A 24,265-nucleotide genomic window follows, 5' to 3' on the forward strand; every position below is an offset into this window, starting at 1 on the left:
AGCGCGCCAGGTCGGGCTCAGCCGGGCAGCGCGGGCAGCGGGTCGTAGAGCGGCCCACCGCCGAACATCAGCCGCGGCGAGACCGGCCGTGCCCCACCGGGCTCGGTGAGGCCGTACTCGGCAGCCAGCTCGGCGGTGATCACCGCGGTGCCGGTCCGCTCGGCCAGGGCCGGGTCGGCCAGCAGCGCGGCCAGCACCCGACCCTGGAGCTCGGGGGTCTCGGCGTCGTCGACGGGGACCCCGGCGATGTCGCGTACCCCGCTGGCCAGAAGCTGCTCGGTACGGACCAGGCCGGGCCACAGCGACACCGCGCTCACCCCGAAGGGCTGCAGCTCGGCGGCCATGTCGAAGGTCATCTTGTCCAGGCCGGCCTTGGAGATGCCGTAGAGCACCGAGTGCAGGTAGGCCCGGGCACCGATGGAGGAGACGTTGACGATCACCCCGGAGCCCTGCCCCACCATCAGTGGTGCGACCGCATGGCTGGCCGACCAGTGCGCTCGCAGGCCGACCCCGATCAGGGTCTCCCAGTCCGAGCGCGGTCGCTCCCAGAACCGTTCGGGGTGGGCGTGGTTCATCCGCGGTCCGGCCCAGGCGTTGTTGACCAGCAGGTCGATCCGGCCTGCTGCGTCCCAGACGTCGGCGACCACCCGGTCGATGTCGGCGTCGTCGGTGTGCTCGCAGGCGTGCCCGATCCCGACCCCACCGGCGGCCTCGATCCGCTCCAGGGTGGTGACCAGCCGGTCGGTGTCGCGGCTGGTGACGTGGATGGTCCAGCCCGACTCCGCCAGGCCGACGGCGATGCCCTGGCCGACGCCGCGGGAGGCGCCGGTGACGAGGGCGACCCGGGTGGCGCTCATGAGAGCGTCTCGATGATCTGGTGGCCCTCGGGCAGTGGGGTGACCAGCGTCCAGAGCGTGCGGACCAGGCAGGTCTGGATCCGCCAGCGCCCGTCCTCGACGACGTAGGTGTCGTCGTACTCGATCGCACTCACCCGCTCGGTGCCCGCACGGCGGTCGACCTGACGGAAGCGCAGGGTCCAGCGTCCGGTCGCCCGGGTGTCGGACTCGACCTCGATGTCGGGGTGCAGGCCGTGGTGCATGTCGAAGATGACGAGCTCCCCGTCGACCCGCTCCAGGGCGATCTTCGCGAAGACGGCGGCGATGCCGTCGGCGTCCTCGAACCTCCCGATCCGTGGCCCGTAGTCGACGGTGGCGCCGTGGGCGACGAAGCACTCCCGGAAGGTGTCGGGCTCCTTGAGGTCGCACGCCCGCAGGTAGCGGTGCTTGAGCTGACGGATCGCCTCGATCGCCTCCAGTCGGGCGATCCGCTCCTCCAGGCTCGGCTGGGCTGGTGCGCTCATCGGGTGGGTCCTCTCCAGGGGTACGTCGTTCACGCCCGGCCCAGGGTGGCCGGGACCAGGTGCAGGGCGGGGCGTGGGTGGGCCCCACGGCAGCTGGTCCGGGTGGACGCGACCGCCTGTGAGACATGCTGGACCGCGGCGTGCAGCAGCGGGGCGACCTGCTCCAGCGGCGCCCGCCGGTCACCAGTCAGCGAGAGCGCGGCGACCATCCCGCGCCGGGTGTCCAGGGCCCCGGCGACGCACGAGATCCGGTCCAGGCACTCGCCTCGCTCGAAGGCCAGGCCGTTGCGGGTGCGGATCCGGTGCAGCTCCAGGTGGAGCTGCTCGCGCACGCCGATGGTGCGTGCGGTGGGGCGGTCCAGGGCACCGGCGACGCGTTCGTCGACCTCCTCGGCGGGCAGCACGGCCAGCATCGCCTTGCCCAGCGCGGTGGCATGGGCCGGCATCCGGCCGCCGACCTGGGACGGGATCGTGACCGCCTGCCGGCCGCCGACCTTGTCCAGGTAGCTCACCTCGGCGCCGTCGAGGACCGCGAGGTGGACGACCATCCCGGTCCGCAGGGCGAGCTCGTGCAGGATCGGCGCCGAGGCGGCCCGGAGGTCGAGCTGGTCGTGGTCGCAGGCGGCCAGGGCCCGGGTCCGGGAGCCGAGCCGGTAGCCCGGCTCGTCGCGCTCCACCCAGGCCAGCTTGATCAGGTGGTCGAGGATCCGGTGGGCCGTGGACCGGGCCAGGCCGGTGCGCTCGCAGACGGTCTCCAGCAGGAGGTGGGCCTCAGGACCGTCGAAGGCGTCCAGGATCGAGGTCATCCGGTCGATCATCGACGGCGGCGGTGCCGCGTCGAGCTGCTCCGGCTTCGTTGCCACCATCCGCTGTCCTCCTCGGCCCCGCCACGAGCTCGCCCTCGCGATCGCTATATGCCGAAAGATAACACTCTTGCTAGGCATAGTCGGCGGGTTCCTCCCACCGGCGCGGGGCAGATCAGAGCGGAGCGTCGGCCTTCGCCGCAGCGGTCTGGTCCTGGTCGATCCGCCGCATCACCCGGGCGAGCACGAGCGCCTGGACGGCGGTCAACACCGCGGTGACGACGTACAGGATGGCGACGGCCGAACCCCGGTCGGCGACCTCGCTGGCGCTGCCGAACGGCTCGGCGACGAGCTCGGGCAGCACCGTCGCGAACGACATCACCAGGAACGCCGTCCACCACCAGCCGACGCCGCCCCAGCCGGGACGGCCGGTCGCACGCAGCACGTCGCGCACGCACTGGTAGGGGAACCAGAGCGAGACCACCGGGACCAGCCAGCCCGCCCAGGTCCAGTTCCGCGACCGGGCATGGACGGCTCCAGGCCGCAGCGCCTCGGCATTGCGGCGCACGCCCCACAGCCAGACACAGCAGGCCGCCACGGTGCCGGCCATCACCAGGAGCCGGACGAAGTTGACCACGTCGAGCAGGGTGAAGGTGGCGTACGGGTCGCCGCCGACCAGGATCTCGGTGCCCAGCCGGCGCAGCGACGAGGGCGCCACGGCCGCACCGAGGACCTGCATCAGCGCCACCAGCCCCATCCCGGCCAGCGCCAGCAGGCCGGGGACCCGGACGCGGCGGTACTCACGCACCGGGGCCAGGGCGGGCCCGCCGGGCTGCATCGCCGGCCAGGCACCGTAGGCCGCCGGGGCACCGCCCTCGGGCTGGGCGACGTGGTCGGTCCACTGCCGACCGTCCCAGTAACGCAGGCCTCCCGGAACAGTGGGGTCGGGATACCAGTTGGCAGGGGCAGTCACGTTCGTCCTGTCGTTCAGGTGGCCGGCGCCGCGCCGGCCACCCGAATCCTAGGGGCCCGAGACCCCCTCAGGAGCGCATCTGGGCCAACCGCTGATCACATCCGGTACGCCGCTGCCGCGTTCTCGCTCCAGAACCGCTCCCGGTCCTCCTCGCTGACCCCGGCCAGCATCTCCTCGATGCCCGCCAGCAGGCGCGGGTACTGCATCGCCGAGGTCTCCAGCGGCAGGGTGGAGGCGAACATCAGGCGCTCCCAGCCGAGGATCTCCGCGGCCGTCTCGAGCCACGGCTGGAGCTTGGGCCAGGTCACCGCGGCCACACGTCCGTCGTGCGGCAGGGTGACCTGCCAGCGGTCGACGTTGCCGTCGGCGTACGTCGAGAACGCACGGCGCCACTCGTCGGTGACCGCACCTCGCGGCTCGATCACCCAACCGTCGTACCCGACCACCGAGACGATCTCGGGGTGACGCTCCAGCGCCTTGACCCAGCCGGCGACCTGCTCGGCCAGCGGGGAGATCTCGACGACGAGCTCGCGTTCGGCCAGCCACTCCAGCAGGCCGTCGACGAACGGCAGGTAGGCCGGCACACCCAGCGGCATCCGGACGCCGCGGAAGGACTCCGAGGCGCCGAGCTCCTCCAGGTCGGCGAGGATCTCGGCTCCGCCGCGACCCGGGTCGATCCCGGCGATCATCACCAGGTCGAGGTCGTGCAGCTGCGCGATCTCCTCGACCCAGGCCGCCTCCTCGACGCAGGTGGCGCGGACCTTGGCCTTCGACACGTGGACGAAGGAGTCGACCCGGCCGTCGCGATGGGCGGCGTAGACGCAGTCGGCGCCGGTGCAGCCCACCGCGCCGTCGCGATGGCGGTTGAGCATCAGCTCGCGCTCGGTCCGCCAGTCCGCGCCCGTCACATCGACGAGACGCACATGAGTGTCAATGACCCGCACCGGTTCCTCCTCGTTCGCCGCAGGTGCCACCTCGGCTCTGCGGTGTCCCACCATGACCACATCAAGAGTGTGACGCGCGCCACATCCTACTGATCGGGCACGCCCGGCAGGCGTGCCCGATCAGATGTCGTCAGTTCGTGCTCAGAACGAGTTCGGGTCGGCGATGACCGACTCGGGCACCGGGTGCCGGTAGAGCTTCGACGCGTTCTCCCAGGTGACCTTGCGGATGTTCTCCGCGCTCAGCCCACGGACGGACTCCCCGACGACGGCCTGGGTGCGCGGCCACAGCGAGTCCGAGTGCGGGTAGTCCTCCTCGACCATCACGTGGTCGACGCCGATCCGGTCGAGCAGGGCGAACGTCGACGGATCCTCCACAGCGCAGAAGTAGAAGTTCCGCTGCAGCACCTCGGCCGGGGTGAGGTCGATGCCGTCCCAGGTGCCGTACATCTCGTGGTACGTCGCCATGTGGTCGAGTCGGTCGAGCAGGGCGGGCACCCAGCCGATGCCGCCCTCGGACATGCAGATCTTGAGGTCGGGGAATTTCACCGGCAGCTTGGAGTAGAGCCAGTCCACGGTGGCGTGGATGGCGTAGGCGAAGAAGAGCACGCCGACCACGTCGGCCGGGGCGTCCTCGGAGGTCGACGGGGAGGTGCCCGAGGAGCCGATGTGCAGGTTGATCACCGTGCCGGTCTCCTCGCACGCGCGCATGATCGGGTCCCAGTGCCCCGAGTGCATCGACGGGAAGCCCTGCAGGTGCGGCGCCTCGGAGAAGGTGACCGCCTTGAACCCCTTCTCGGCGTTCTTGTAGATCTCCTCGGCCCCGATCTTCGGGTCGAGCATGAAGGGCAGCTGGCACGGGATCATCCGGTCCGGGTAGGCACCCGACCACTCCTCGATGTTCCACTGGTTCCAGGCGCGCACGGCGGCCAGGGCGAGCTCGGGGTCCTTGGTGGTCTGCTGCAGGCGGACGCCGCCGAAGCCGGCCAGGAACGACGGGAAGCACAGCGAGGCGTAGACGCCCGACAGGTCCATGTCCTTGATCCGGTGGTCGATGTCCCACGAGCCGCGACGCATGTCGGTGAAGCGGGCGGGCTCGAAGCCCCACTCGTCGATCGGGCGGCCCACGACGGCGTTGAAGCCGACGTTGGGCAGCTCCTTGCCGTCGTAGATCCACACGTCGGCGCCGTCCTTCTCCACGACGTGCGGGGCGAGGTCGACGTACTTGGCCGGCATCCGGCCCTCGAAGGTGTTCGGCGGCTCGACCATGTGGTCGTCGGCCGAGATCAGCGGGAACTTCCGATCCGCCTTGTCCGGCTCGGGCAGGAAGGTCACCTTCCCCTTCACCGCGTTGGTGAAGCTGGTGTTCCGGGTCAGCTCTTCGATGTCAGCCATGATGTGCCTTTCGTTGGGGTGTTCACGAGGTAAGGAAGTCGGTGACCAGCCGGGTGACGTCGCCCGGCCGCTCTCGGTGGGGCCGCGCACCGCAGCCCGACAGGGCGATCACGTCGGCCCGGGGCATCCGGCGGGCGCCGTACAGGGCGCCGTCGAGCAGGAAGTCGCGGTTCTCGCGGCCCCACAGCAGCTGCACCGGCTGGGTGATCCGCCAGCACTGCATCCACAGCGCCGACTCCTGCTCCCAGCCGTCGAAGGTGCGTGCGACCGCCTTGAGCCGGGCGATCGCGCCGGGCACCATCGCCCGCGCCAGCTCGACCTCGAGCTCGTGGTCGGTGATCGTGGACGGGTCGGCGACCTGGGTCTCCAGCCAGGCCAGCATCCCCGGGGCCGAGGGTCGGGCCAGGAACGCCGACAGTGCCCGGGCGCCCTCGGCCGGGCGGGCACCGGCGGAGTTGATCGACAAGATCCCCGGCGCAGTCAGCGCCAGCCGGCCGAACCGGTCGGGGTGGCTGAGCGCTGCCTGCAGGCTCACCCAGCCGCCCAGGGAGGAGGCCAGCACGGCGGTCTGCTCGATCCCGAGCTCGTCCAGGCTCGCCACCAGCCGGTCGACAGCGTCGTGCAGGTAGTCCGCCACGATCGGCAGGTCGGCCGAGAGACCGAAGCCGGGCAGGTCGAGCATCACCACCCGGAAGCCGCGCGCCAGGGTCTCGACCTGGTCGGCGAACTCGGCGGCGGAGTCGCTGCCCGGGGAGAAGCCGTGCAGCACCACCACCGGGTCGCCGGTGCCGAGCTCGCGTCCGCGCAGCCCGTTCTCCGTCGTCACCAGCCGGCCGACGCCGGAGGAGGTCAGCATGAGCGTCATCGGGCAGCCTCCGCTCACGCGTCCAGGAGGTGGCCGATCACGACCCGGTTGAACTCCCGGGCGCGCTCGGTCTGGGCCCAGTGACCGCAGCGGGACATCACGTGGAAGCTCGCGTTCGGCATCTGGGAGAACGCGAACAGGCCACCGTCGTACGGGTTGACCAGGTCCTCGCGGCCCCAGATCATCAGGGTCTCGTGGGTCAGCTGCGCGGCCTCGCGCCACAGCTGGCCACGGGTCAGGCCCTCGCCGGAGAGGAAGCTGACCCGCATCCGCTCGAAGTTCACCGCCGCCTCGGGGCGCTGGGAGCGCTCGAACCGGTCGGCGATCATCTCGTCGGTGACGTAGGACGGGTCGAAGACCATCCCCTTCATGAAGACCTCGAGCTTGTCCACGCTCGGTCCGGGCGGCGCGTTGAAGTCGTAGAGCCGGGTGTGGCCCAGGGTCGGCTCGGGGGTGAACATCCGGGTGGTCATGCCGCCGGGACCCATCAGGGCGAGCCGGTCGGCGCGGTCGGGGAAGTCCAGGGCGAACCGGGCCGCGGTGCCGCCACCAAGGGAGTTGCCGACCAGGTGGGCCTTCTCGATGCCGAGGTGGTCGAGCAGCGCCGCCAGGGTGCGGGCGCTGTGGGAGAAGTAGTCGCCCTCGAAGTCGCGGCCGTCGCTGGCGCCGAAGCCGGGCTGGTCGACGATCAGGGTCCGGAAGTGCTGGGCGAAGGCCGGCAGCGAGTCCGCGAAGTTGGCCCAGCCCGAGACGCCGGGGCCGGCGCCGTGCAGCAGCACGCAGACCGGTCCCTCCCCCGCCTCGTTGTAGTGGATGCCCAGCCCGTCGAGCTCGGCTCGGCGGGTGGTGGCGGTGTAGCTCAGGTCCGTGTCGGACACGTGGTCTCCTTCGGTTCGGTGGATGGTCAGTCGGCGTGGCCGGCAGCGGCGGCCATCAGCTCGACCTCGGTGACGTCGCCGGTGAACTCGGCGACGAGGGCGCCCTCGCGCATGATCAGGATCCGGTCGCACAGACCGATCAGCTCGGGCAGCTCCGAGGAGACCAGCAGCACGCCCATCCCCTCGGCCGCGGCCTCGTCGATCAGGCGGTAGATGTCCTGCTTGGCGCCGATGTCGATGCCGCGGGTGGGCTCGTCGAGCAGCAGTCCGCGCGGGTTGTGGTCGAGCCAGCGACCCAGCACGATCTTCTGCTGGTTGCCGCCCGACAGGGTCGAGACCGGGGCGAGGTCGTCGGGTGCCTTGAGCTGCAGTTTGGCCCGCAGCAGGTCCATCAGGGAGTCCGATGCCTGCTCCCGTACGCCGCTGAGCAGCGGCTTCGCGCCGTGCTGGACGGCCGAGGCGTTGGCCCGCACGCTCTGCTCCATCGCCAGACCGCGGGTGCGTCGGTCCTCGGGGACCAGGCCGAGCCCCGACGCGATCGCCGTACGGGGACGCAGGCGCGGCAGCCGCTGACCGGCGATCTCGACCTCGCCCTCGCGCCCGATCAGGCCGTAGATCGACTCCAGCACCTCGGAGCGTCCGCTGCCGACCAGACCGCCGATGCCGACGACCTCGCCGGCCCGGACGGTCAGGTCCAGCGGCTCGCGGGCCCCGGTGGGGAGCAGGCCGCGGGCCTGGATCACGACGTCGCCGGTCGGGGCGGGGTCGCGCCGGTAGGCGGCGTCGATGGTGCGCCCGACGAGGAGCTCGATCAGCTCGGCCTCGCTGGTCTCGGCGGTCTGCACGGTGGCGACGAACTCGCCGTCGCGCAGCACCGTGACGGAGTCGCAGATCTCCAGCACCTCGGGGATCCGGTGGCTGATGAAGACCTGCGCGGCGCCGTTGTCGCGCAGGCCCCTCATCACGTCGAAAAGACGTGCCACGTAGTCCTCGGTGAGCGAGGCGGTGGTCTCGTCGAACCCGATCACCTGGCAGTCCCAGGCCAGCACCCGGGCCACCTCGACCATGTGCCGGTCGTCCTGGGACAGCTCCCGGATCCGGGCGGTCGGGTCGATGTCGAGCCCGGCCCGGTCGAGCACCTCGGCGGCCTGACGGACCAGCCGGGGCCACGAGACCAGGCCGCGGCGCCCGACCCGGCCCAGGGCCAGGTTCTCGGCCACGGTCAGGTCCTCGCACAGCATCGGGTCCTGCATCACGACGCCGACACCGGCGTTCAGCCGGGCGTGGGCGTCGCCACCGGCCAGGGCCCGCCCGGCCACGGCGACCTCGCCGCGGTCGGGGGTGATCTGGCCCGAGATCACCTTCATCGCGGTGCTCTTGCCCGAGCCGTTCTCACCGATCAGGCCACGGACCTCCCCCGGCGCGACCTCGAAGGAGAGGTCGGCGAGGGCGACCGTGCCGCCGTACGTCTTGCGCACGCCGGCGAGCCGGAGGGCGGGGGTGCTCATGCTCTGCCTCGCGAGCGCATCCGGTCGATCCCGACGGCGACGATCAGCACGACGCCGGTGACCAGGCCCTGCCAGAACATCTGCACCTCCAGGAGGTTGAGCACGTTGGCCAGCAGCGAGACGAAGACGACGCCGACGAAGGTGCCGAAGAACGTGCTGTTGCCGCCCATGAAGGAGGAGCCACCGAGCAGCACCGCGGCGATCACCTCGAGCTCCATGCCGGTGCCGATCGACGGCGAGGCGGCCTGGATCCGGCCGGCCATCACCAGGGCGGCGATGCCGACGAAGAAGCCGTTGAGGGCGAACGCCGCCATCTGCACCCGCTCCACCGGGATGCCGGCGATCCGAGCCGCCTCCGGGTTGCCGCCGACGGCCATCAGGCTGCGGCCCAGGGTGGTGTACCGCATCAGCAGCATCGAGCCGACCAGCAGGAGCAGGGCCAGCACGACCGGCACCGAGACCGAGCCGACGGTGCCGTCACCGAGCCAGGCCACGAAGCCGAAGCCCTTCTCGTCGGAGAGCTGGACCGAGTTGCCGTTGGTCTTGAGCTGGGCGATCGCCCGGAAGACCGACATCGTGCCGAGGGTCACGACCATGAAGAAGAGCTGGAACTTCGCGATCAGCAGTCCGTTGACCAGGCCGCCGAGGGCGGCCGAGGCGAGGATCACGACCAGCACCGCGAGCGGCACCGGCAGCCCGGCCTGGATGCCGCCGAGCAGGATCACGGTGTTGAGCGCCATCAGGGAGGCGAGCGAGAGATCGATCATGCCGACGGTGATGACGTACGTCGTCCCGATGGCGAGCAGGAGCGAGACGACCGCGCCCCGCATCACGTTGTTGAGGTTCGTGTAGGTGAAGAACGAGTCGTTGGTCACCGACATGAAGACGAACATGACGACCACCAGCACGGCGATGCCGGTCCACGGCGGTGCCTTGCGCAGCAGCTCGAGGCGGTGGGCCGCCCGAGACGGCGCGGAGGTGACCTCCGGCGCCGTCCCCGGCACGGGGTTGAGAACGCTGGTCACGACGCGTTCGACCCCTTCGTGGCGGTCGCGCAGCGCTCGGTGTTGCTCGGCACGGTGGCGTTGTCCTTGGTGTACCTCGTGTAGGGCACCGAGACGAAGTCGACCTTCTCGCCGTCCTTGACCTTCTGCGCCTGGACGCTGCCGAGGTAGCCGACGGTGAACAGGTCGGCACCGAAGGAGGCGTTGATCTCGCCGGCCTTGACCGCGGCCAGCGTCTCGGCGTCGGAGTCGATCGAGATCACGGTGAGCTGCTTGCCCTGGCTCTTGGCGGCCAGGGCGGCACCGCGGGCCATCGCGCCGTTCTGGGCGAAGATCGCGTCGATGTTCGGGTCGCTGGTGAGGAGGTCCTCGACCTTGGTCTGGGCGGCCTCGGTGGTGATCTTGTCCAGGTTGATCACCCGGGCGACCTCGATGCCGGCGGCCGCTGCCTTCTCCTTGAACGCCTGGGCGCGCAGGTCCGACATCGGCTGGCCCGGCGGCGGGGAGAGCACCGCGACGCGCTTGACCCCGGTGGCCTGCTTGGTCAGGTAGTCGACCAGCATCTGCGGGACACCGGCGTCGTCGGGAGCGACGTGGCTGGAGGCGTCGGTGGCGTAGGTCCCGTCGGCGTTGGGCGAGACCGGGTCGATCACGGCCATCTTGGCGTCGATGGCGCGCTTGTAGGCCGGCTTGAGGGCGGCGGGGTCGACCGGCATCACGAAGAGGCCGTCGATCTTGCCCGAGCGGGCGATCAGGCTGTCGATGTCGTTGAGCTGCTTGTTGACGTCGCCGTCGGCCACGGTGGTGACCGGGGCGGAGAGGTGGTGCTGGTCGGCGTAGCAGGTCATCCCGGCGATGAAGTCGTCGACCGGACCGCCGCCGGAGAAGCCGTTGACGAAGGCCATCCGGACGCCGGAGCTCGTCGTGCCCTCCCCTGCCTTGGACGAGTCGCTGCCACAGGCGGCGACGCTGAGCGCGAGTCCGGCGACCGAGGCACCGGCCACCAGTCGCACGGCGGTACGGGAAATGCTGTTCATCGTTCGTTCCTCCTCAGAGTGTGCGGGCAGGGCCCGGTAGGGGGACCCGACCGGAGTGGCCGGTCGGGTCGTTGGCGTTCCGAGATCGCCGGTGCGTCAGAGGAGCGCGCCCTCGGGCTGGATCCCCATCAGGGCCAGGGCCGCCGTCTGGTACGTCGGACCGGGCATGTTGACCGCGTGGTTGAGGCCCGCGTGGGCGTCGCGCCACAGCCGCTGGAGCGGCTTGTCGGCCCGGATGGCGTTACCGCCGGTGCGGGCGAAGAGCTGGTCCACCGCGGCCACCGCACGCCAGCTGGCGCGGACCTGGTCACGGCGGGAGGCGGCGCGCAGCTCGAAGGAGGGAGTGCCTCCGGCGAGCAGGACGTCGTAGACCTGGGAGACGTTGTCCAGGATCTGGAGCCGGCTGGCACGGATCTCGCTGGCCGCCTCGGCGATGCTGGGCAGGGTGAAGGAGTCCGAGGTGATCCGGGTGCCGAAGACGTCGGCACGCTCACGCTGGTAGTCGACGGTCGCGGCCAGCGCGCCCTCGCAGATCCCGACCACGGTGGCCGAGACGGCGTTGCCGAACAGGGTGAACCACGGCATCGCGTAGAGCGGGTTGTCGCCCTTGCCGACCGCGGCGGCGGCGGTGCCGTCCACGACGGTGGCGTACTCCAGCACGCGGTAGGACGGCACGAAGGCGTCGTCGACCACGATGTCGTTGGAGCCGGTGCCCTTGAGGCCGACGGTGTTCCACGAGTCCGGCACGATCTGGAAGTCGCTGCGCGGGATCAGGAAGTGGTGGTCGGTGCCGGGCGTGGTCTGGCCGTTCTCGTCCTCGATCAGGCCACCGAGGTGGACCCAGTCGGCGTGGTCGCTGCCCGAGGAGAAGGTCCAGCGCCCGCTGAAGCGGAAGCCGCCCTCGACCCGCTTGGCGCGCCCCAGAGCGACGTACGGCGACGCGATCCAGGTGTCCTGATCGGTCCCCCACACCTCCTCCTGGACGCGCGGGTCCATCACGCCGACCTCCCACGGGTGCAGGCCGACGACGCCGCCGACCCAGCCGGCCGCGGAGCAGCCCAGCGCGCCGGCCGCCATCACTGCCTCGATGTACTCGGTGGGGGTGGACTCCAGGCCGCCGTACTCCTTGGGCTGCATCATCCGGGTCAGGCCGGTGCTCTTGACCAGCTCGACGGTCTCGTCGGGCAGGCGACCGAGCCGCTCGGCCTCCTCGGAGAGCTCGGTGATGCGGCCCTTGATCTTCTCCAGGTTCTCCAGCACGGAGGTGGTGGTCGTCATGGCTGTCTCGCTCACTGCTCGGGCAGACCGAGGACCTGGTGGCCCCACATGTCCGGGAAGGGGATGTTGACGGAGGTGTGGCTGGCCGGGTCGACCTCGATCGCCCCGGAGCCGACCTCGATCGGGAAGCCGGCCGGCGAGTTCACGTAGAACGAGAACATCTGGTCGTTGGCGTGCTGCCCGATGGTCTCGAAGAACTCGATGCCGGCGGCCTGGGCGCGGTCGTGGGCACGGCCGACGTCCTGGGGCGAGTTGAGCTCGACCATCAGGTGGATCAGGCCGCCCTTGACGAACCAGGCGTTCTTGTCGCAGCCGATCAGCGCGAGGCTGTGGTGGCGGCTGTTGGTGTGCAGGAAGTGACCGGGCGTGCCGCCCATGTCGGCGAAGTCGGTCAGGCCGAAGCCGAGGGTGCGGCGGTAGAAGCGGTTGGACTCCTCGAACGGGGCGCAGGCCAGCACCACGTGGCCCAGGCCCTGGTCGCCGGTCTTGAAGCCGGCCGGCGCGTACGCCGAGGAGAACGGCGCCTGGGCGACCTGGTGGCCCCAGAAGAACTCCAGGACGTAGCCGGCCGGGTCGATCACCCGGACGAGCTCCTCCACGGCGCGGCGCTGGGCCAGGCCCTCGACGCGCTCGTAGGCGACGCCGGCGGCGTCGAGGTCGGCCAGCAGGGCCTCGAACTCGACGTCGTTGCGCAGCTCCCAGCCGATCGCGGCGACCTCGTCGGTGGCACCGGCCTCGACGATGACGCGGTGCACGCGCTCGTCGGCGCGCAGCCACAGCTGCTCGGCGTCGTCGGTGGCGCCGACGACCAGGCCGAGGATCTCGGTGCCGAACGTGCGCCAGGCGGCGAGGTCCGTGCTGCTGACCACCAGGTAGCCCAGAGAGTGAATCTTCATCTCGATCGATCCTTCAAATCTTCTAGTAGATTATTTTGGGCGCAAAACGCCCCGTAGCACGAGCAAAGGTCGGCCTGGGCGCCTAGTGCCTCGGGGATGTGACCTGGGTCTCACCCTAGGAGCCGGAGCCGAATACTTCAATATCTTCTTGAAGATTCAGTCCGATTTGTTGCAGCGGAGGTGGTTCAGGCGTGCAGCCGGCGCAGCACCGCGGCGACCTCGTCGATCGCCTCCCGCAGGTCGGCGCGCTCGACCAGACCGGCCAGCTCCCCTGCCCCGGCGTAGCTGAGCATCGCCGGCAGGTTCGAGCGCAGCCGTGCCAGCGTCCAGGCCTCCGGGTCGCCCTCGGCGAACTGGTCGAACCGGATCACCTGGTTGGTCTGCTCGGTGTTGCGCACGTAGTGGTAGTGCGGCTCGTTGTCGAAGCAGTCGAAGCGCAGCCACTCAGCGCCGCCCTCGGTCTCCAGCACGTGCACGCAGGCACCGCCGTCGTCGATGCCGGTGTCGAAGGTCTGGTCGGGACGGCCACGGTCCACGGCGTTGGTGTTGATCGCCTCGTCGGAGAGGTTGCGGGACTCGACCACGAAGGTCACCGGGCCCGCCGGCACCTCGACGCAGTGCTCGGGGATCATCGGGATCGGCATCACCTCGAAGGTGCGGCCGAGCTGGTAGGCCTCGATGCCACTGGAGACGGCGTTGGTCATGCTCATGGGATCACTCCTGGTTGGGGGGTTGTTCGGTCGGCGGTCACGGGGCGGAGGTCGCCGCCGCGGAGGACGAGTCGGGGCCCGCCACCTGGTGCAGCGGCGCCTGCCCCGCCAGCACCCGGTGCAGGTTCTGCACGAGGAGCTCCTCGACCTGCACCAGGGCCGCGTCGGGGACGCTGGAGCAGTGCGCCGAGACACGCACTCCCGGCGCGGTCCACCACGGGCTCTCCGGTGGCAGCGGCTCGGTCTCGAAGACGTCGAGCGCGGCCCGGATCCGGCCGGCGGCGCAGGCCCGGCGCAGCGCCGGACCGTCCACCGCGTTGCCCCGACCGACGTTGATCAGCAGAGCTCCGGCCGGCAGGGCGTCGATCACGGCCGCGTCGATCAGGGCGGTGGTCTCCGGCGTCTGCGGCACCGCCGAGACCAGGTAGCGCACCGCGGCGGCGAGCCGGGGCAGCTGGTCGACGCCGCACTGCTCGACCACCCCCGGCGGCAGGTCGCCGCCCGGTGCTCGGCGTACGACGCGCACCACCATGCCCAGCACCGCGGCCAGCTCGGCGACACGCTGGTTGAGCGCCCCGAAGCCGACCAGCACCAGCTCGGCACCGCGCAGCGACTCACCGTAGAGGTGCTCCCAGCGGTGCTCGTGCTGGGCGGCCCGGATCTCGTCGAACCGCTTGGCGTCCTCGAGGATCCGGCCCAGCACGAACTCGGCGATCTCGGCGGCCGAGGTGCCGGCGGCGTTGCAGATCCGGGTGCCGTGGGCGCGCAGCCCCTCCAGCGGGAGGTGCTCGACGCCGGTGCTGACCGACTGCAGCAGCCGCAGCCCGGAGAGCCGCTCCACCGCGACCGGCGGGAAGGCGTAGCAGGCCAGCGCCTCGACCTCCTCCCAGCGGTAGTCCGCGGTGAGCTGCTCGACGCCGTCGACGCTCCAGCCCTCGAACTCACGCTCCAGGCGCTCGCGCAGCAGGGCCGAGCGCGGCCGTCGCGGCCCCATCAGGGGCTCGGTCACCAGGATCCGCCGGGTCATCGCCACCACTCCTCGTCCATCGTCGTGTCGTCGTACCGGGCACCCCAGCCGATCGGGACCTCGCGCAGCGCGGCCAGGTCGGGGGCGCCGAGCAGCCGCATGGTCTGCTCCAGCTCACAGCACAGCAGGTCGAGCACGCGGGCGGCGCCGTACTCGCCGGCCACGGCGACGCCGTAGAGGTAGGGCCGCCCGACCAGGACGGCGTCGGCGCCGAGCGCGATCGCCCGCGCGATGTCGGCCCCCGAACGGATGCCGCCGTCGAACAGCACCGGGACGGCGCCGGCGACCACGGACCGGATCACCGGCAGCGCGCGCAGCGTGGCCGGTGCCCCGTCGAGCTGGCGCCCGCCGTGGTTGGAGACGATCACGCCGTCGGCACCGGCGGCGACGGCGCGGTAGGCATCGTCGGGCAGGGTGATCCCCTTGACCAGGATCGGCCCGTCCCAGGCCTCGCGGATCCAGGCCAGGTCCGCCCACGTCGGGGGCTGGTCGAAGAGCGTGCCCATCCCGCCGTCGGGCAGGCCGTGCACCCGGTTGCCGATCCCGAGGGTGGACGGGTGGCGTGCCACCCGGGCGGCCCAGCGCGGTCGGGCCAGCACCTGCGGTGCCAGCCGTGCCATCGCGGCGGGCGAGTACGTCATCGGCAGGCTCAGACCGTGGCGCGCATCCCGATGCCGTACGCCGGCCACCGGGGTGTCCAGGGTCAGCACCAGGCCCTCGTAGCCGGCCGACCGGGCGCGGGCGAGCAGCTGCTCGGCACCGGCGCGGCCCCCGGCGAAGTAGCACTGGAACCAGCCGTGCGGGTGGCCGCCCTCGCGCGCGACCTGCTCCAGGGACCGGGTCGCGGTGGTCGAGAGCACGGCGCCCAGCCCGCGCTCGGCGGCGGCCCTGAAGACGCCCGGCTCGGCGTCGGGGTGGGAGGCCCCGACGAGACCGCACGGGGCGGTGAGCAGCGGCGCGGCCAGGGTCCGACCGAAGAGCGTGGTGCGGGTGTCGACCGTGTCGACGGCGACCCCGACCGGCTGGCGCCAGACCAGCTCGCCGAAGGCGTCCACGTTGCGGGCCGCGGTGACCTCGCGCTCGGCAGCGCCGTCGACGACGTCGTAGACGGCAGCGGGCAGCACCCGGCGTGCCCACTGCCGGGCGTGCTCGACCGAGGAGATCCGGGCGGCGCGCCGCCGGGCGTTCAGCCCAGCACCTCCGGCTCCGTCCGGAGCAGGCGCCGCACGGCACCACCCCAGTAGACCTCGGCGGCGCGCTCCAACAGCGACGCCTTCATCCCGATCATCGCCGAGCGACGCAGCTTCAGCGGCTCGTGGCCGGAGACGAGGACGTCGTACGCCAGCTTGCAGGCACGCTCGAAGGAGGCGGCCCGGTAGGTGGCCTCGATCGGGTTGGCACCGGTCACGATGACGCCGTGGTTGGCCAGGACCGCGACCTTGGCGTCACCGATCCGCTCGGCGAGCTCCTGGGCGAGCAGCGGGGTGTCGATCTCGCCGTCGTACTCCTCGACCATGACCATGTCGTCGAGGTACATCGAGCCGGTCTGGTGCACCAGCTCGGGGAGCCGTCCGAGGGCGGCCAGGACGCAGACGTAGTAGGGGTGGTTGTGCACCACGACCCGGGCGTCGGCGCGGCGACGGTGCAGCTCGGTGTGGATGTGGATGGCCGGGGTGACGTCCCAGTGGCCGCTGACCACGCGGGCGTCCTCGTCCACGACGCACATGTCCGAGGCGCTGACCTCGTCCCACCACAGTCCCCACGGGTTGACCAGCATCTCGGTCTGGCCGGGGCGCTGCCAGGTGATGTGACCGGCCATGTTCTCCGAGAAGCCCTCGTGGGCGAGCACCCGGAACGAGAGGGCGAGGGTCTGCTCGTCGGTGAGCTGGCCGCGGATCACGGGCGGCATCACCGACGGGGCCCACACCTCCAGGCCGCCCTTGCGGGGCTCGGCCTCGGTGGGGTCGACGGCTGACAGCTGCATGGTTCCTCCTGGGGACGGGATGGCGGAGCATGGGGGGGGGTGGCGAGAGGGTGGCGAGGAGTGGCGGGACGCCGGACGAGCAGGGTGCGGGGTGCGGACTACGGGGTCGGGCCGGCGAGCTCGGCCTCGACCAGCGCGGCGATGCGCTGACGCAGCTCCCCCTTGGCGACCTTGGCGCCGCTGGAGCGCGGCAGCTCGGCGACCACCTCCAGTCGCTCGGGGAAGAGCTCGCGGGAGGCGCCCTGCTCGGTGAGGTGGGCGGTGAGCCCGGCCAGGTCGAGGTCGGCGTCGGCATGGAGCTCGACGAAGAGGCAGACCCGCTCGCCGAGGACCGGGTCGGGCATCGCGACAGCGGCGGCGTGGCGCACCGCGGGGTGGGTGAGGGCGTCGGCCTCGACCACGGCCAGAGAGATGTTCTTCCCACCTCGCACCACGAACTCCGAGATCCGTCCGACGACGCTGAGGTAGCCCTCGTCGTCGATCTCGCAGATGTCGCCCATCAGCATCCAGCCCTCAGGGGTGAAGAGCTGGGCGTTGGCGGCGTCGTCACCGAGGTAGCCCAGCGACAGCGCCGGGCCGAGGCAGGCCGGCTGGCCGCGACCGGTGTCAGTCACGTCGCGGCCGGCGTCGAGGAGTCGGACCTGCATCTCGGGCACGATCCGGCCGGCGGTGGTGAGCCGGCGCTCCTCGGAGTCGGTGGTCGTGGTGCCGCTGAGCAGGCCGGTCTCGTTGGAGCCGTAGAACTGCAGGATGCGGGCGCCGGTGCGGCGCTCGAACTCGCTGGCCTTGGCGTAGGGCACCGCCTCTCCCCCGGTGAAGACGACGCGCAGCGAGCTGAGGTCGAACTCGTCGAGCGAGGGGTCGGCCAGCATCATGATGAACTGGGTGCTGACACAGCACAGCACGGTGACCCGGTGGCGCTCGATCGCCTCGGCGGCGGCGCGGGCACTGAACTTCGGCAGCACCACGGTGTGGGCGCCGAGCTTGGCCGGGGTGATGTGCGAGGTCCACAGCCCGAACCCGAACGGGGCGGGCACGATCGAGAGCATCACCTCCTCCTCGCGCAGCTCGCCGTTGGCGACGGCCTGGGTGTGGAAGTAGTGCCACCGGTTCTGGGTGTGCATCACGGCCTTGGGCAGGCCGGTGGTGCCCGAGGTGGAGTTGATCAGGTAGAGCCCGTCGGGGTCGGGCGTCACCGCAGGGGCGGGGGCGGGCTCGATCTCGCGCAGCCAGCCGCTGGGCTCACCGGCCCACGCCAGGGTGGGGGTGAACCCGTCCAGGCCGAGGACGAGGTGGCGCACCGTGACGCCGCGCTCGGCCAGGGTCGCGGCCAGGGCCTCGGCCGGGCGTCCGTCGTGGCGGGCGAAGGTGATCAGGGTGGTGGCCGAGGACTGGCCGAGCAGGTGGGCGATCTCGCGCACCCCGGCCTTGGCCCCCAGTCCCACGATGGTCGCGCCGAGCCGCTCCAGGGCGAGGAAGGCGAGGTGGATCTCGATGCCGTCGGCCAGGCAGACGGCGACCCTGTCGCCGGGTACGACGCCGGCGCCGGCGAGCAGGCCCACCAGGGTGTCGACCCCGGCATCGGTCCTCGCCCAGTCCATCGTCGTGTCCGCACTGGTCCAGGCCGGAGCCTCGGGCCGGATGCGGGCGTTCTCGGCCACGGCTCCTGCGATGGTCGAGTCACTCCACCAGCCGCGCCGCCGGTACTCCGCCGCCAGGGCTGCATCGATCTCGGTCATGTAAATGTTCTAGAACTTAGATGTGATCTATGTCAACCTCTTGCCCACGAGAACCCTGCGAACTCCGCCCGTTTGAGCGAGAATGACAGCGTCCGTCGCTTGTCACTCGGATCCAAGATGTGGCAATCTTCCATAAGATTCACGACGAAAGGAGGCCCGATGCCGACTCCGCCGGCTGTCGCGTTCCTCAGCCTCTCCCGTGCCCGCGCACCGCATCTGCACCGCGAGATCAACGCGTGGCACCAGCTCGACCACCGCCCCGAGAACCTTGCGCTGGCCGGGGTCGCGCACGGAGAGCGCTTCGTCCACTCCCCCGCACTGGCCGCCGCCTCGCGCCGTGCGGGCGAGTTCGCCGACTTCCACTACGCCAACATCTACTGGTTCGACGAGCCCGCCGGTGCCGCCGTCGAGGAGTGGGCCGAGCTGGCCGAGCAGTCGCTGCGCGAGGGCCGCCGCCCCGACGTCGACCTGGTCGACCGGGCCTACATGGACTTCTTCCGCGTCGCCGGGACCGCGCTCTCCCCCGGGCTGCGGATCGGCGGCCGAGCACTGCACTACCGGCCCGTGACCGGGGTGGTGCTGCTGGTCACCGCCCTGCCCCACGACCTCACCCGCAGCGAGCTCCAGGCCCGCCACGCCTGGGAGATCGACGAGCTGCTGCCCGCGCTGGCCGGCGTACCCGGGATCGCGGCGGCCTGGTCCCTGGAGAGCGACCCCGGCCTGGCTCCGAGCGAGTGGGCCCGGCGCGAGGCCGCGCAGGGGACCTCCGAGCGCGAGACCATCAGGGTGGTCTACCTCGCCTGCGAGATCGACCCGCCCGCCACCGCGCTGGAGCGGCTCGAGGCCGGTGCCGTCCCCGGCTGGCTGAACCCACCGGCCGGTGACCGCGCCAGCGTCCGCTTCGCCGGGGCCCTGGAGACGATCACGCCGTGGCAGTGGTCCTGGTTCGACGACGAGCACCCCACCTCCCCCGACCCCGCCGCCCCCGCCGGGGGCGAGCGATGACGCTCTCCCTGGGGCTGCTCTTCGACCTGCGCAACCCCGCCCCGTGGTCCAGGCCGTGGCCCGAGGTGTACGCCGAGGCGCTCGACCTGGTGGTCGCCGCCGAGCAACGGGGCGCCGACGCGATCTGGGCCACCGAGCACCACCTCTTCGACGACGGCTACCTGAGCCAGCCGCTGACCTTCCTGGCCGCTGCCGCGGCCCGCACCGAGCGGATCCGGCTGTGCACCGGTGTGATGCTGGCCGGCCTGCGCCACCGGCGCGACGTCAGCGAGCAGGCGGCCCTGGTCGACAACCTCAGCAACGGCCGGCTTGAGATCGGTGTCGGTGCGGGCTACGCCCCGGCCGAGTTCGAGCTCTTCGGGCAGGACCTCTCCCGCCGGATGACCCTGGCCGACCGCAGCGTCGCGGCCCTGCAGGAGGACCTGTGGGGCGCCACCCTGCAGCCCTCGCCGGTGCAGCAGCGGATCCCGCTGTGGCTGGGCTACCAGGGGCCCCAGGGCGCCCGCCGGGCCGGACGGCTCGGCGTCGGCCTGCTCTCCCCGCAGCCGGCCCTGCTGGAGCCGTACGTCGCCGGGCTGCGCGAGGGCGGCCACGATCCCGCGATCGCCCAGATGGGCGGCCTGGTGCCGCTGCTCCTCACCCGCGACCCCGAGCGCACCGCCGCCCAGGTGGCGCCGCACCTGGCCCACCAGATCCAGACCTACGCCCAGGCCCGGCTCAGCGACGGCTCGACGGCCCCGACCCCCGACCTCGGCGACCTCACCCGGGCGATGCTCGACCTCGACTCCAGCGGCCTGCGGGTGGTCACCGTCGACCAGGCCGCGGCGATCCTGCGGCCGATCATCGACACCGCCCCGATCCGTCACCTCTACTTCTGGGCCAGTGTCGCCCAGATGCCGAACGACCTGGTCGAGGAGCATCTCGACCTCACGTTCGGCGCGTTGGCCCCGCTGCTGCGTGGCTCGCAGGAGGACGCATGAAAGGCTTTCCTCGTGCGGCGCGGTGCCGACATGCGATAGACCACTCTGGTCGACTCCCGGAGAGGAAGCCATGACCCAACAAGGCCCCAGCGCGACCGGCGGTGGTGTGCGCTTCGCACGCCTCGCCGAGCAGATCGCGGACGATCTGCGCAACCGGCTGCTGGTCGGCGACCTGGCCGACGCCAAGGAGCTGGCGGTGGAGGAATCGCTCCGCGGGCACTACGGGGTCTCCAAGCCGACCTTCCGCGAGGCGATGCGGGTGCTCGAGGCCGAGGGCCTGATCACCGTCCGCCGTGGTGCGATCGGCGGTGCCCTGGTGCACCGCCCCGATGCCGAGCACGTCGCCTACAGCCTCGGGATGGCGCTGGCGGGCCGCGGGGTCCCGATCAGTGACGTCGCTGCCGCGCTGCGTGAGGTGGAGCCTGCCTGTGCCGCCGCCTGTGCGGCCCGCGAGGACCGGATGACCGAGATCGTGCCGGTGCTGACCCGGCTGCACGAGAAGGCCGTCAAGGTGGTGGACAACCTGGTCGAGGTGACCGCGCTGTCCCGGATGTTCCACGAGGCGCTCGTCGACCTGTGCGGCAACCAGTCCCTGGCGATGCTCGCCGGGGCCCTGGAGTCGCTGTGGAGCTCGCACGAGGCCGCCTGGGCCAGCCGCAGCAAGGACACCGCCCCGATCCCCCGCGCCGAGCGGCTGGGGGCGTTGGACCACCATCGCGAGCTGCTCGACGCCATCACCGCCGGGGACACCGAGCGTGCCCGGCGTACCGCTCTGGAGCACCTCAAGGTCTCCCAGATCTATCCCGGCGACGAGAACAGCGAAGTGCTGATCTCGCCGGTCTCGGTGCGTAACCGGTTCATCGCTTCCTCCGGGTGAGGGAGCCCACCTCTGTTTGGAGCCCATCGATGAGTGTCCTCACCGCCCCCACGCCGCACGAGATGCGCCGGCACATGGGTCAGTTCGCCAGCGGCGTCACCGTCGTGACCGGCACCGCCGCCGACGGGTCCCCGCTGGGCTTCGCCTGCCAGTCGTTCGCCTCGCTGTCGCTGGAGCCGCCGCTGATCCTGATCTGCGTCGACCACGGCGGCCGGTCCTGGCCGCAGATCGCGCCCCAGGGCGTCTTCACCGTGCACGTCCTCGGCGCCGACCAGGGCGAGCTGTGCGAACGCTTCGGCTCCAGCCGTGGGCGTCGCTTCGAGGGACTGGACTGGACCACGTCCGCACTGGGGACGCCGTCCCTGCCCGACGTGCTGCTGCGGGTCCACGCCCGCGTCCACCAGGTCGTCCCGGCCGGTGACCACGACATCGTGATCGGCGAGGTGGCCGGCCTGGAGCACGACCGCGACGCCAACCCGATGCTCTTCTTCCGCGGACGCCTGGGCATGCCCGACCACATCCAGGTGAGCACCGAGACCCTCGGCTGGGGCTGGTGAGCGGCGCGGGCCGATGCCCGCATCGTGAGCGCGCCGGGCACTAGTGTTCGCAGTACCCCGAGTCCTCCTCCATGACATCGGGACCCGGCGAGGAGCACCGACATGTCCGACTTCCTCAAGGAGCGCTGGCTCGCGATCGTCCTGGCGGTGATCGCGATCGTCTTCATCGTGCAGAACCGCGACAAGACCCACATCAACCTGCTCTGGATCAACATCACCTGCCCGCTGTGGCTGACCATGACGGTGATGACCCTGATCGGGATGGGGATCGGCTTCATGCTCAGCCGACACCGCGCCCGGGCGAAGGCGTGAGGCGCGGAGGCGCCCACCTCCTCACTGCGCTCGGCGCACTCCTGATCGCTGCCGGTCTGCTCGCCGGGGTGGTCAACCGCGAGGTGCTCGACGGCAGCCGCTTCGCCCAGCACGCCGACGCCATCCGGACCGACTCCACCGTCGCACGGCAGGTCGGGCTGGTGATCAGCACCGAGGTGATCGCCCAGCAGCCGGAGCTGATCGCGCTGCGCCCGCTGCTCGAGACCGCCGCCACCGCGGTGGTGTCGAGCCCGTCGCTCGGCCCGCTGGTGCGCACCACGATCGCACCGCTGCACCGCGCACTGGTCTCGGGCAGCGACGACGAGGTCGTGCTCCGGCTGGCCGACGTCGGCGCGCTGCTGGTCGCCGCGATCACCACGATCGCGCCCGACACCCAGGCCGTCATCCCCGACGACCTCGACGTGACGCTCTCCTCGATCGGGTCGCGTCAGCTCACCTCGGACCTGATCTCGACGGCCCACACCGTCGCCCTGCTGTCCTGGCTGCTCCCCCTGCTCGGGGTGGTCGCGCTGCTGGCGGCCTGCGCCCTGCGCCGGCGCGACCGGCGGGCCTGGCTGGAGGTCGTACGCCGAGGGCTGCTCGGCGTCACGGGCCTGCTGGCCCTGATCACGCTCCTGATCGGTCTGGTCGTGGGCCGCTTCGACACCGACACCCTGGGCGGTGCCCTGGTCCAGGCCGCCTGGCACGAGCTCGACGGCGCCTTCTGGAGATGGGTGATCGTGGTCGGCATCGCCGCCCTGGTGGTCACCCTGGTGAGCCGTTCCGGTCTCCGGCTGAGCCGGCAGGCGCTGCGTGCCGAGCTGACCTCCTGGATCGACGGCTCCCGCCTCACCCCCGGCGAGCGGCTCGCCCGTGCCGCCCTGGTGGTGCTGGCCGGCGTCGCCCTGATCCTCGAGCCGCTCACCGTGCTGGCCCTGCTGGCCGGCGCGGTCGGGGTGGTGCTGGTGCTGGCGGCACTGCGCGACCTGGGTGCGGCCACCCTCGCCGCACTGCCCCGGCTGGCGGCGCGGCTGCGTCCGGCCGCCCTGCGCGGCTTCGCGCTCGGCCTGGCCGCCGCGGTGGTCGTGGCGACCGTCGTGGTCGGTGCGTGGCCCGGCGGTACGTCGCTCCCCACCGCCTCCGCGAGCGGGGACGGCACCGCCTGCAACGGCCACGTCGAGCTGTGCACCCGGCCCTACAACGACGTCGCGTTCCCGGCGACCCACAACTCGATGTCGGCCGCCGACGGACGCGGCTGGTTCCTGGCCGAGCAGCCCACCGGCGTGATGGGCCAGCTCGACGCCGGCATCCGGGTCTTCCTGATCGACTCCTGGCCCGCGCAGGCGACCTCGCAGCCGAGCATCAACGCCAACACCGAGGCCAGCCGCGCCACCGCGCTCGCCCAGGCCCGCACCGACTTCGGCACCGAGGTGGTCGACTCCGCGCTCCGACTGCGCGACGCCCTGAACCTGACCCCGCGCGGCGAGGTCAAGCCGTACCTGTGCCACGCCCTGTGCGAGCTCGGCTCCACCGAGTGGATCCCGCTGATGCAGCAGGTCAGGTCGTGGATGGAGACCCATCCCCGCGAGGTGGTGACCTTCTTCATCCAGGACGAGGTCAGCCCCACCGACACCGCCACGGTCTTCGACAAGGCGGGCCTGCTCCCCTACGTCTACACCCCCGAGGCCGGCCGGCCGTGGCCGACTCTGGAGCAGATGATCGACTCCGGTCGCCGGATCGTGGTCCTGCACGAGCATCACGTCGACTCCCGAGTGCCGTGGATCCTGGACGGGGAGGTCTGGTCCCAGGACACGCCGTACGACTTCCGCAAGGCGAGCCAGTTCAGCTGCGCGCGGTTCCGTGGGCCGGCGAACGCGCCGCTCTTCCTGGTCAACCACTGGCTCAGCAACCCCGGTAGCCGGGTCGCCGACGCTGCCGTGGTCAACGCCGAGCCGGTCCTGCTGGCCCGGCTCAAGGAGTGCCAGGCCGAGCGCGGCCAGATCCCGAACTTCGTCGCCGTGGACAACTACGACAAGGGCGACCTGATCGCCTCCGTCGACGCTCTCAACGGATTCGGCTGAGGCGGCCACCGGGTCTCGTCTACGATCCTCACTCCGGCCGGCCTGCAGAACGGGG

Annotated in this window: 24 protein-coding genes; 6 read left to right on the forward strand and 18 right to left on the reverse strand. The window is 71.5% G+C overall.

Going from position 1 to position 24,265, the window contains the following annotated elements:
• Positions 1–17: 17 nt before the first annotated feature.
• The 18 genes from Q1V88_RS13920 to Q1V88_RS14005 form a co-directional block, all read right to left on the reverse strand.
• Positions 18–857, reverse strand: coding sequence for an SDR family NAD(P)-dependent oxidoreductase (locus tag Q1V88_RS13920; protein ID WP_300681890.1), 840 nt, complete (start codon positions 855–857; stop codon positions 18–20).
• Complete coding sequence (locus tag Q1V88_RS13925; protein WP_300681891.1) at positions 854–1,360, reverse strand: nuclear transport factor 2 family protein; 507 nt, start codon at positions 1,358–1,360, stop codon at positions 854–856. The genes Q1V88_RS13920 and Q1V88_RS13925 overlap by 4 nt, the downstream gene beginning before the upstream one ends.
• Before the next feature lie 29 nt (positions 1,361–1,389).
• Positions 1,390–2,226 (reverse strand): IclR family transcriptional regulator, encoded by an 837-nt coding sequence (locus Q1V88_RS13930; RefSeq protein ID WP_300681892.1) that lies wholly within the window; start codon positions 2,224–2,226, stop codon positions 1,390–1,392.
• 112 nt (positions 2,227–2,338) lie between these two features.
• The gene (locus Q1V88_RS13935; RefSeq protein WP_300681893.1) at positions 2,339–3,136 is read right to left on the reverse strand and encodes a DUF4328 domain-containing protein; all 798 of its coding nucleotides are present in this window, start codon (positions 3,134–3,136) and stop codon (positions 2,339–2,341) included.
• Positions 3,137–3,231: 95 nt separating this feature from the next.
• Positions 3,232–4,059, reverse strand: a complete 828-nt coding sequence (locus tag Q1V88_RS13940) for an amidohydrolase family protein (protein WP_300681894.1) — start codon at positions 4,057–4,059, stop codon at positions 3,232–3,234.
• A 162-nt stretch (positions 4,060–4,221) separates the two neighbouring features.
• Entirely contained in the window at positions 4,222–5,472 is a 1,251-nt protein-coding gene (locus tag Q1V88_RS13945; protein WP_300681895.1) for an amidohydrolase family protein, read from the reverse strand.
• Between the two features lie 22 nt (positions 5,473–5,494).
• Positions 5,495–6,337 carry an alpha/beta fold hydrolase gene (locus tag Q1V88_RS13950; protein WP_300681896.1) on the reverse strand — a complete coding sequence of 281 codons (843 nt, stop codon included), beginning with the start codon at positions 6,335–6,337 and terminating at the stop codon, positions 5,495–5,497.
• A gap of 14 nt (positions 6,338–6,351) precedes the next feature.
• Positions 6,352–7,215, reverse strand: coding sequence for an alpha/beta fold hydrolase (locus Q1V88_RS13955; protein WP_300681897.1), 864 nt, complete (start codon positions 7,213–7,215; stop codon positions 6,352–6,354).
• A gap of 26 nt (positions 7,216–7,241) precedes the next feature.
• Positions 7,242–8,723: a sugar ABC transporter ATP-binding protein gene (locus Q1V88_RS13960; protein ID WP_300681898.1), complete on the reverse strand. Its 1,482-nt coding sequence runs from the start codon at positions 8,721–8,723 to the stop codon at positions 7,242–7,244.
• Positions 8,720–9,748, reverse strand: coding sequence for an ABC transporter permease (locus Q1V88_RS13965; protein ID WP_300681899.1), 1,029 nt, complete (start codon positions 9,746–9,748; stop codon positions 8,720–8,722). Before Q1V88_RS13965 ends, Q1V88_RS13960 begins: the two co-directional genes overlap by 4 nt.
• Positions 9,745–10,764 carry a sugar ABC transporter substrate-binding protein gene (locus tag Q1V88_RS13970; RefSeq protein ID WP_300681900.1) on the reverse strand — a complete coding sequence of 340 codons (1,020 nt, stop codon included), beginning with the start codon at positions 10,762–10,764 and terminating at the stop codon, positions 9,745–9,747. Before Q1V88_RS13970 ends, Q1V88_RS13965 begins: the two co-directional genes overlap by 4 nt.
• Before the next feature lie 96 nt (positions 10,765–10,860).
• Complete coding sequence (locus Q1V88_RS13975) at positions 10,861–12,042, reverse strand: acyl-CoA dehydrogenase family protein (protein WP_300681901.1); 1,182 nt, start codon at positions 12,040–12,042, stop codon at positions 10,861–10,863.
• Positions 12,043–12,053: 11 nt separating this feature from the next.
• Positions 12,054–12,938, reverse strand: coding sequence for a VOC family protein (locus Q1V88_RS13980; RefSeq protein ID WP_300681902.1), 885 nt, complete (start codon positions 12,936–12,938; stop codon positions 12,054–12,056).
• Between the two features lie 185 nt (positions 12,939–13,123).
• On the reverse strand, positions 13,124–13,648 hold the full coding sequence (locus Q1V88_RS13985; protein ID WP_300681903.1) for a hypothetical protein: 525 nt from the start codon (positions 13,646–13,648) through the stop codon (positions 13,124–13,126).
• A gap of 37 nt (positions 13,649–13,685) precedes the next feature.
• Positions 13,686–14,675: a D-2-hydroxyacid dehydrogenase gene (locus Q1V88_RS13990; RefSeq protein ID WP_300681904.1), complete on the reverse strand. Its 990-nt coding sequence runs from the start codon at positions 14,673–14,675 to the stop codon at positions 13,686–13,688.
• Positions 14,672–15,799: an alpha-hydroxy acid oxidase gene (locus Q1V88_RS13995; protein WP_300681905.1), complete on the reverse strand. Its 1,128-nt coding sequence runs from the start codon at positions 15,797–15,799 to the stop codon at positions 14,672–14,674. The genes Q1V88_RS13990 and Q1V88_RS13995 overlap by 4 nt, the downstream gene beginning before the upstream one ends.
• Positions 15,800–15,861: 62 nt before the next feature.
• On the reverse strand, positions 15,862–16,659 hold the full coding sequence (locus Q1V88_RS14000; RefSeq protein ID WP_300681906.1) for a class II aldolase/adducin family protein: 798 nt from the start codon (positions 16,657–16,659) through the stop codon (positions 15,862–15,864).
• Positions 16,660–16,757: 98 nt separating this feature from the next.
• Positions 16,758–18,398, reverse strand: a complete 1,641-nt coding sequence (locus Q1V88_RS14005; protein WP_300681907.1) for a class I adenylate-forming enzyme family protein — start codon at positions 18,396–18,398, stop codon at positions 16,758–16,760.
• Between the two features lie 159 nt (positions 18,399–18,557).
• Between Q1V88_RS14005 and Q1V88_RS14010 the strand changes: the two genes are divergently transcribed.
• The 6 genes from Q1V88_RS14010 (at position 18,558) to Q1V88_RS14035 (ending at position 24,210) form a co-directional block, all read left to right on the forward strand.
• The gene (locus Q1V88_RS14010) at positions 18,558–19,403 is read left to right on the forward strand and encodes a hypothetical protein (RefSeq protein ID WP_300681908.1); all 846 of its coding nucleotides are present in this window, start codon (positions 18,558–18,560) and stop codon (positions 19,401–19,403) included.
• Complete coding sequence (locus Q1V88_RS14015) at positions 19,400–20,383, forward strand: LLM class flavin-dependent oxidoreductase (protein WP_300681909.1); 984 nt, start codon at positions 19,400–19,402, stop codon at positions 20,381–20,383. Before Q1V88_RS14010 ends, Q1V88_RS14015 begins: the two co-directional genes overlap by 4 nt.
• 70 nt (positions 20,384–20,453) lie before the next feature.
• Positions 20,454–21,260: an FCD domain-containing protein gene (locus Q1V88_RS14020; RefSeq protein ID WP_300681910.1), complete on the forward strand. Its 807-nt coding sequence runs from the start codon at positions 20,454–20,456 to the stop codon at positions 21,258–21,260.
• Between the two features lie 29 nt (positions 21,261–21,289).
• Positions 21,290–21,817, forward strand: a complete 528-nt coding sequence (locus Q1V88_RS14025; protein ID WP_300681911.1) for a flavin reductase family protein — start codon at positions 21,290–21,292, stop codon at positions 21,815–21,817.
• A gap of 102 nt (positions 21,818–21,919) precedes the next feature.
• Positions 21,920–22,129 carry a hypothetical protein gene (locus tag Q1V88_RS14030; RefSeq protein ID WP_300681912.1) on the forward strand — a complete coding sequence of 70 codons (210 nt, stop codon included), beginning with the start codon at positions 21,920–21,922 and terminating at the stop codon, positions 22,127–22,129.
• Positions 22,126–24,210 carry a hypothetical protein gene (locus Q1V88_RS14035; protein ID WP_300681913.1) on the forward strand — a complete coding sequence of 695 codons (2,085 nt, stop codon included), beginning with the start codon at positions 22,126–22,128 and terminating at the stop codon, positions 24,208–24,210. Before Q1V88_RS14030 ends, Q1V88_RS14035 begins: the two co-directional genes overlap by 4 nt.
• Positions 24,211–24,265: the final 55 nt, after the last annotated feature.

The organism is Nocardioides sp. (genome assembly GCF_030150155.1).
GTDB lineage: Bacteria > Actinomycetota > Actinomycetes > Propionibacteriales > Nocardioidaceae > Nocardioides.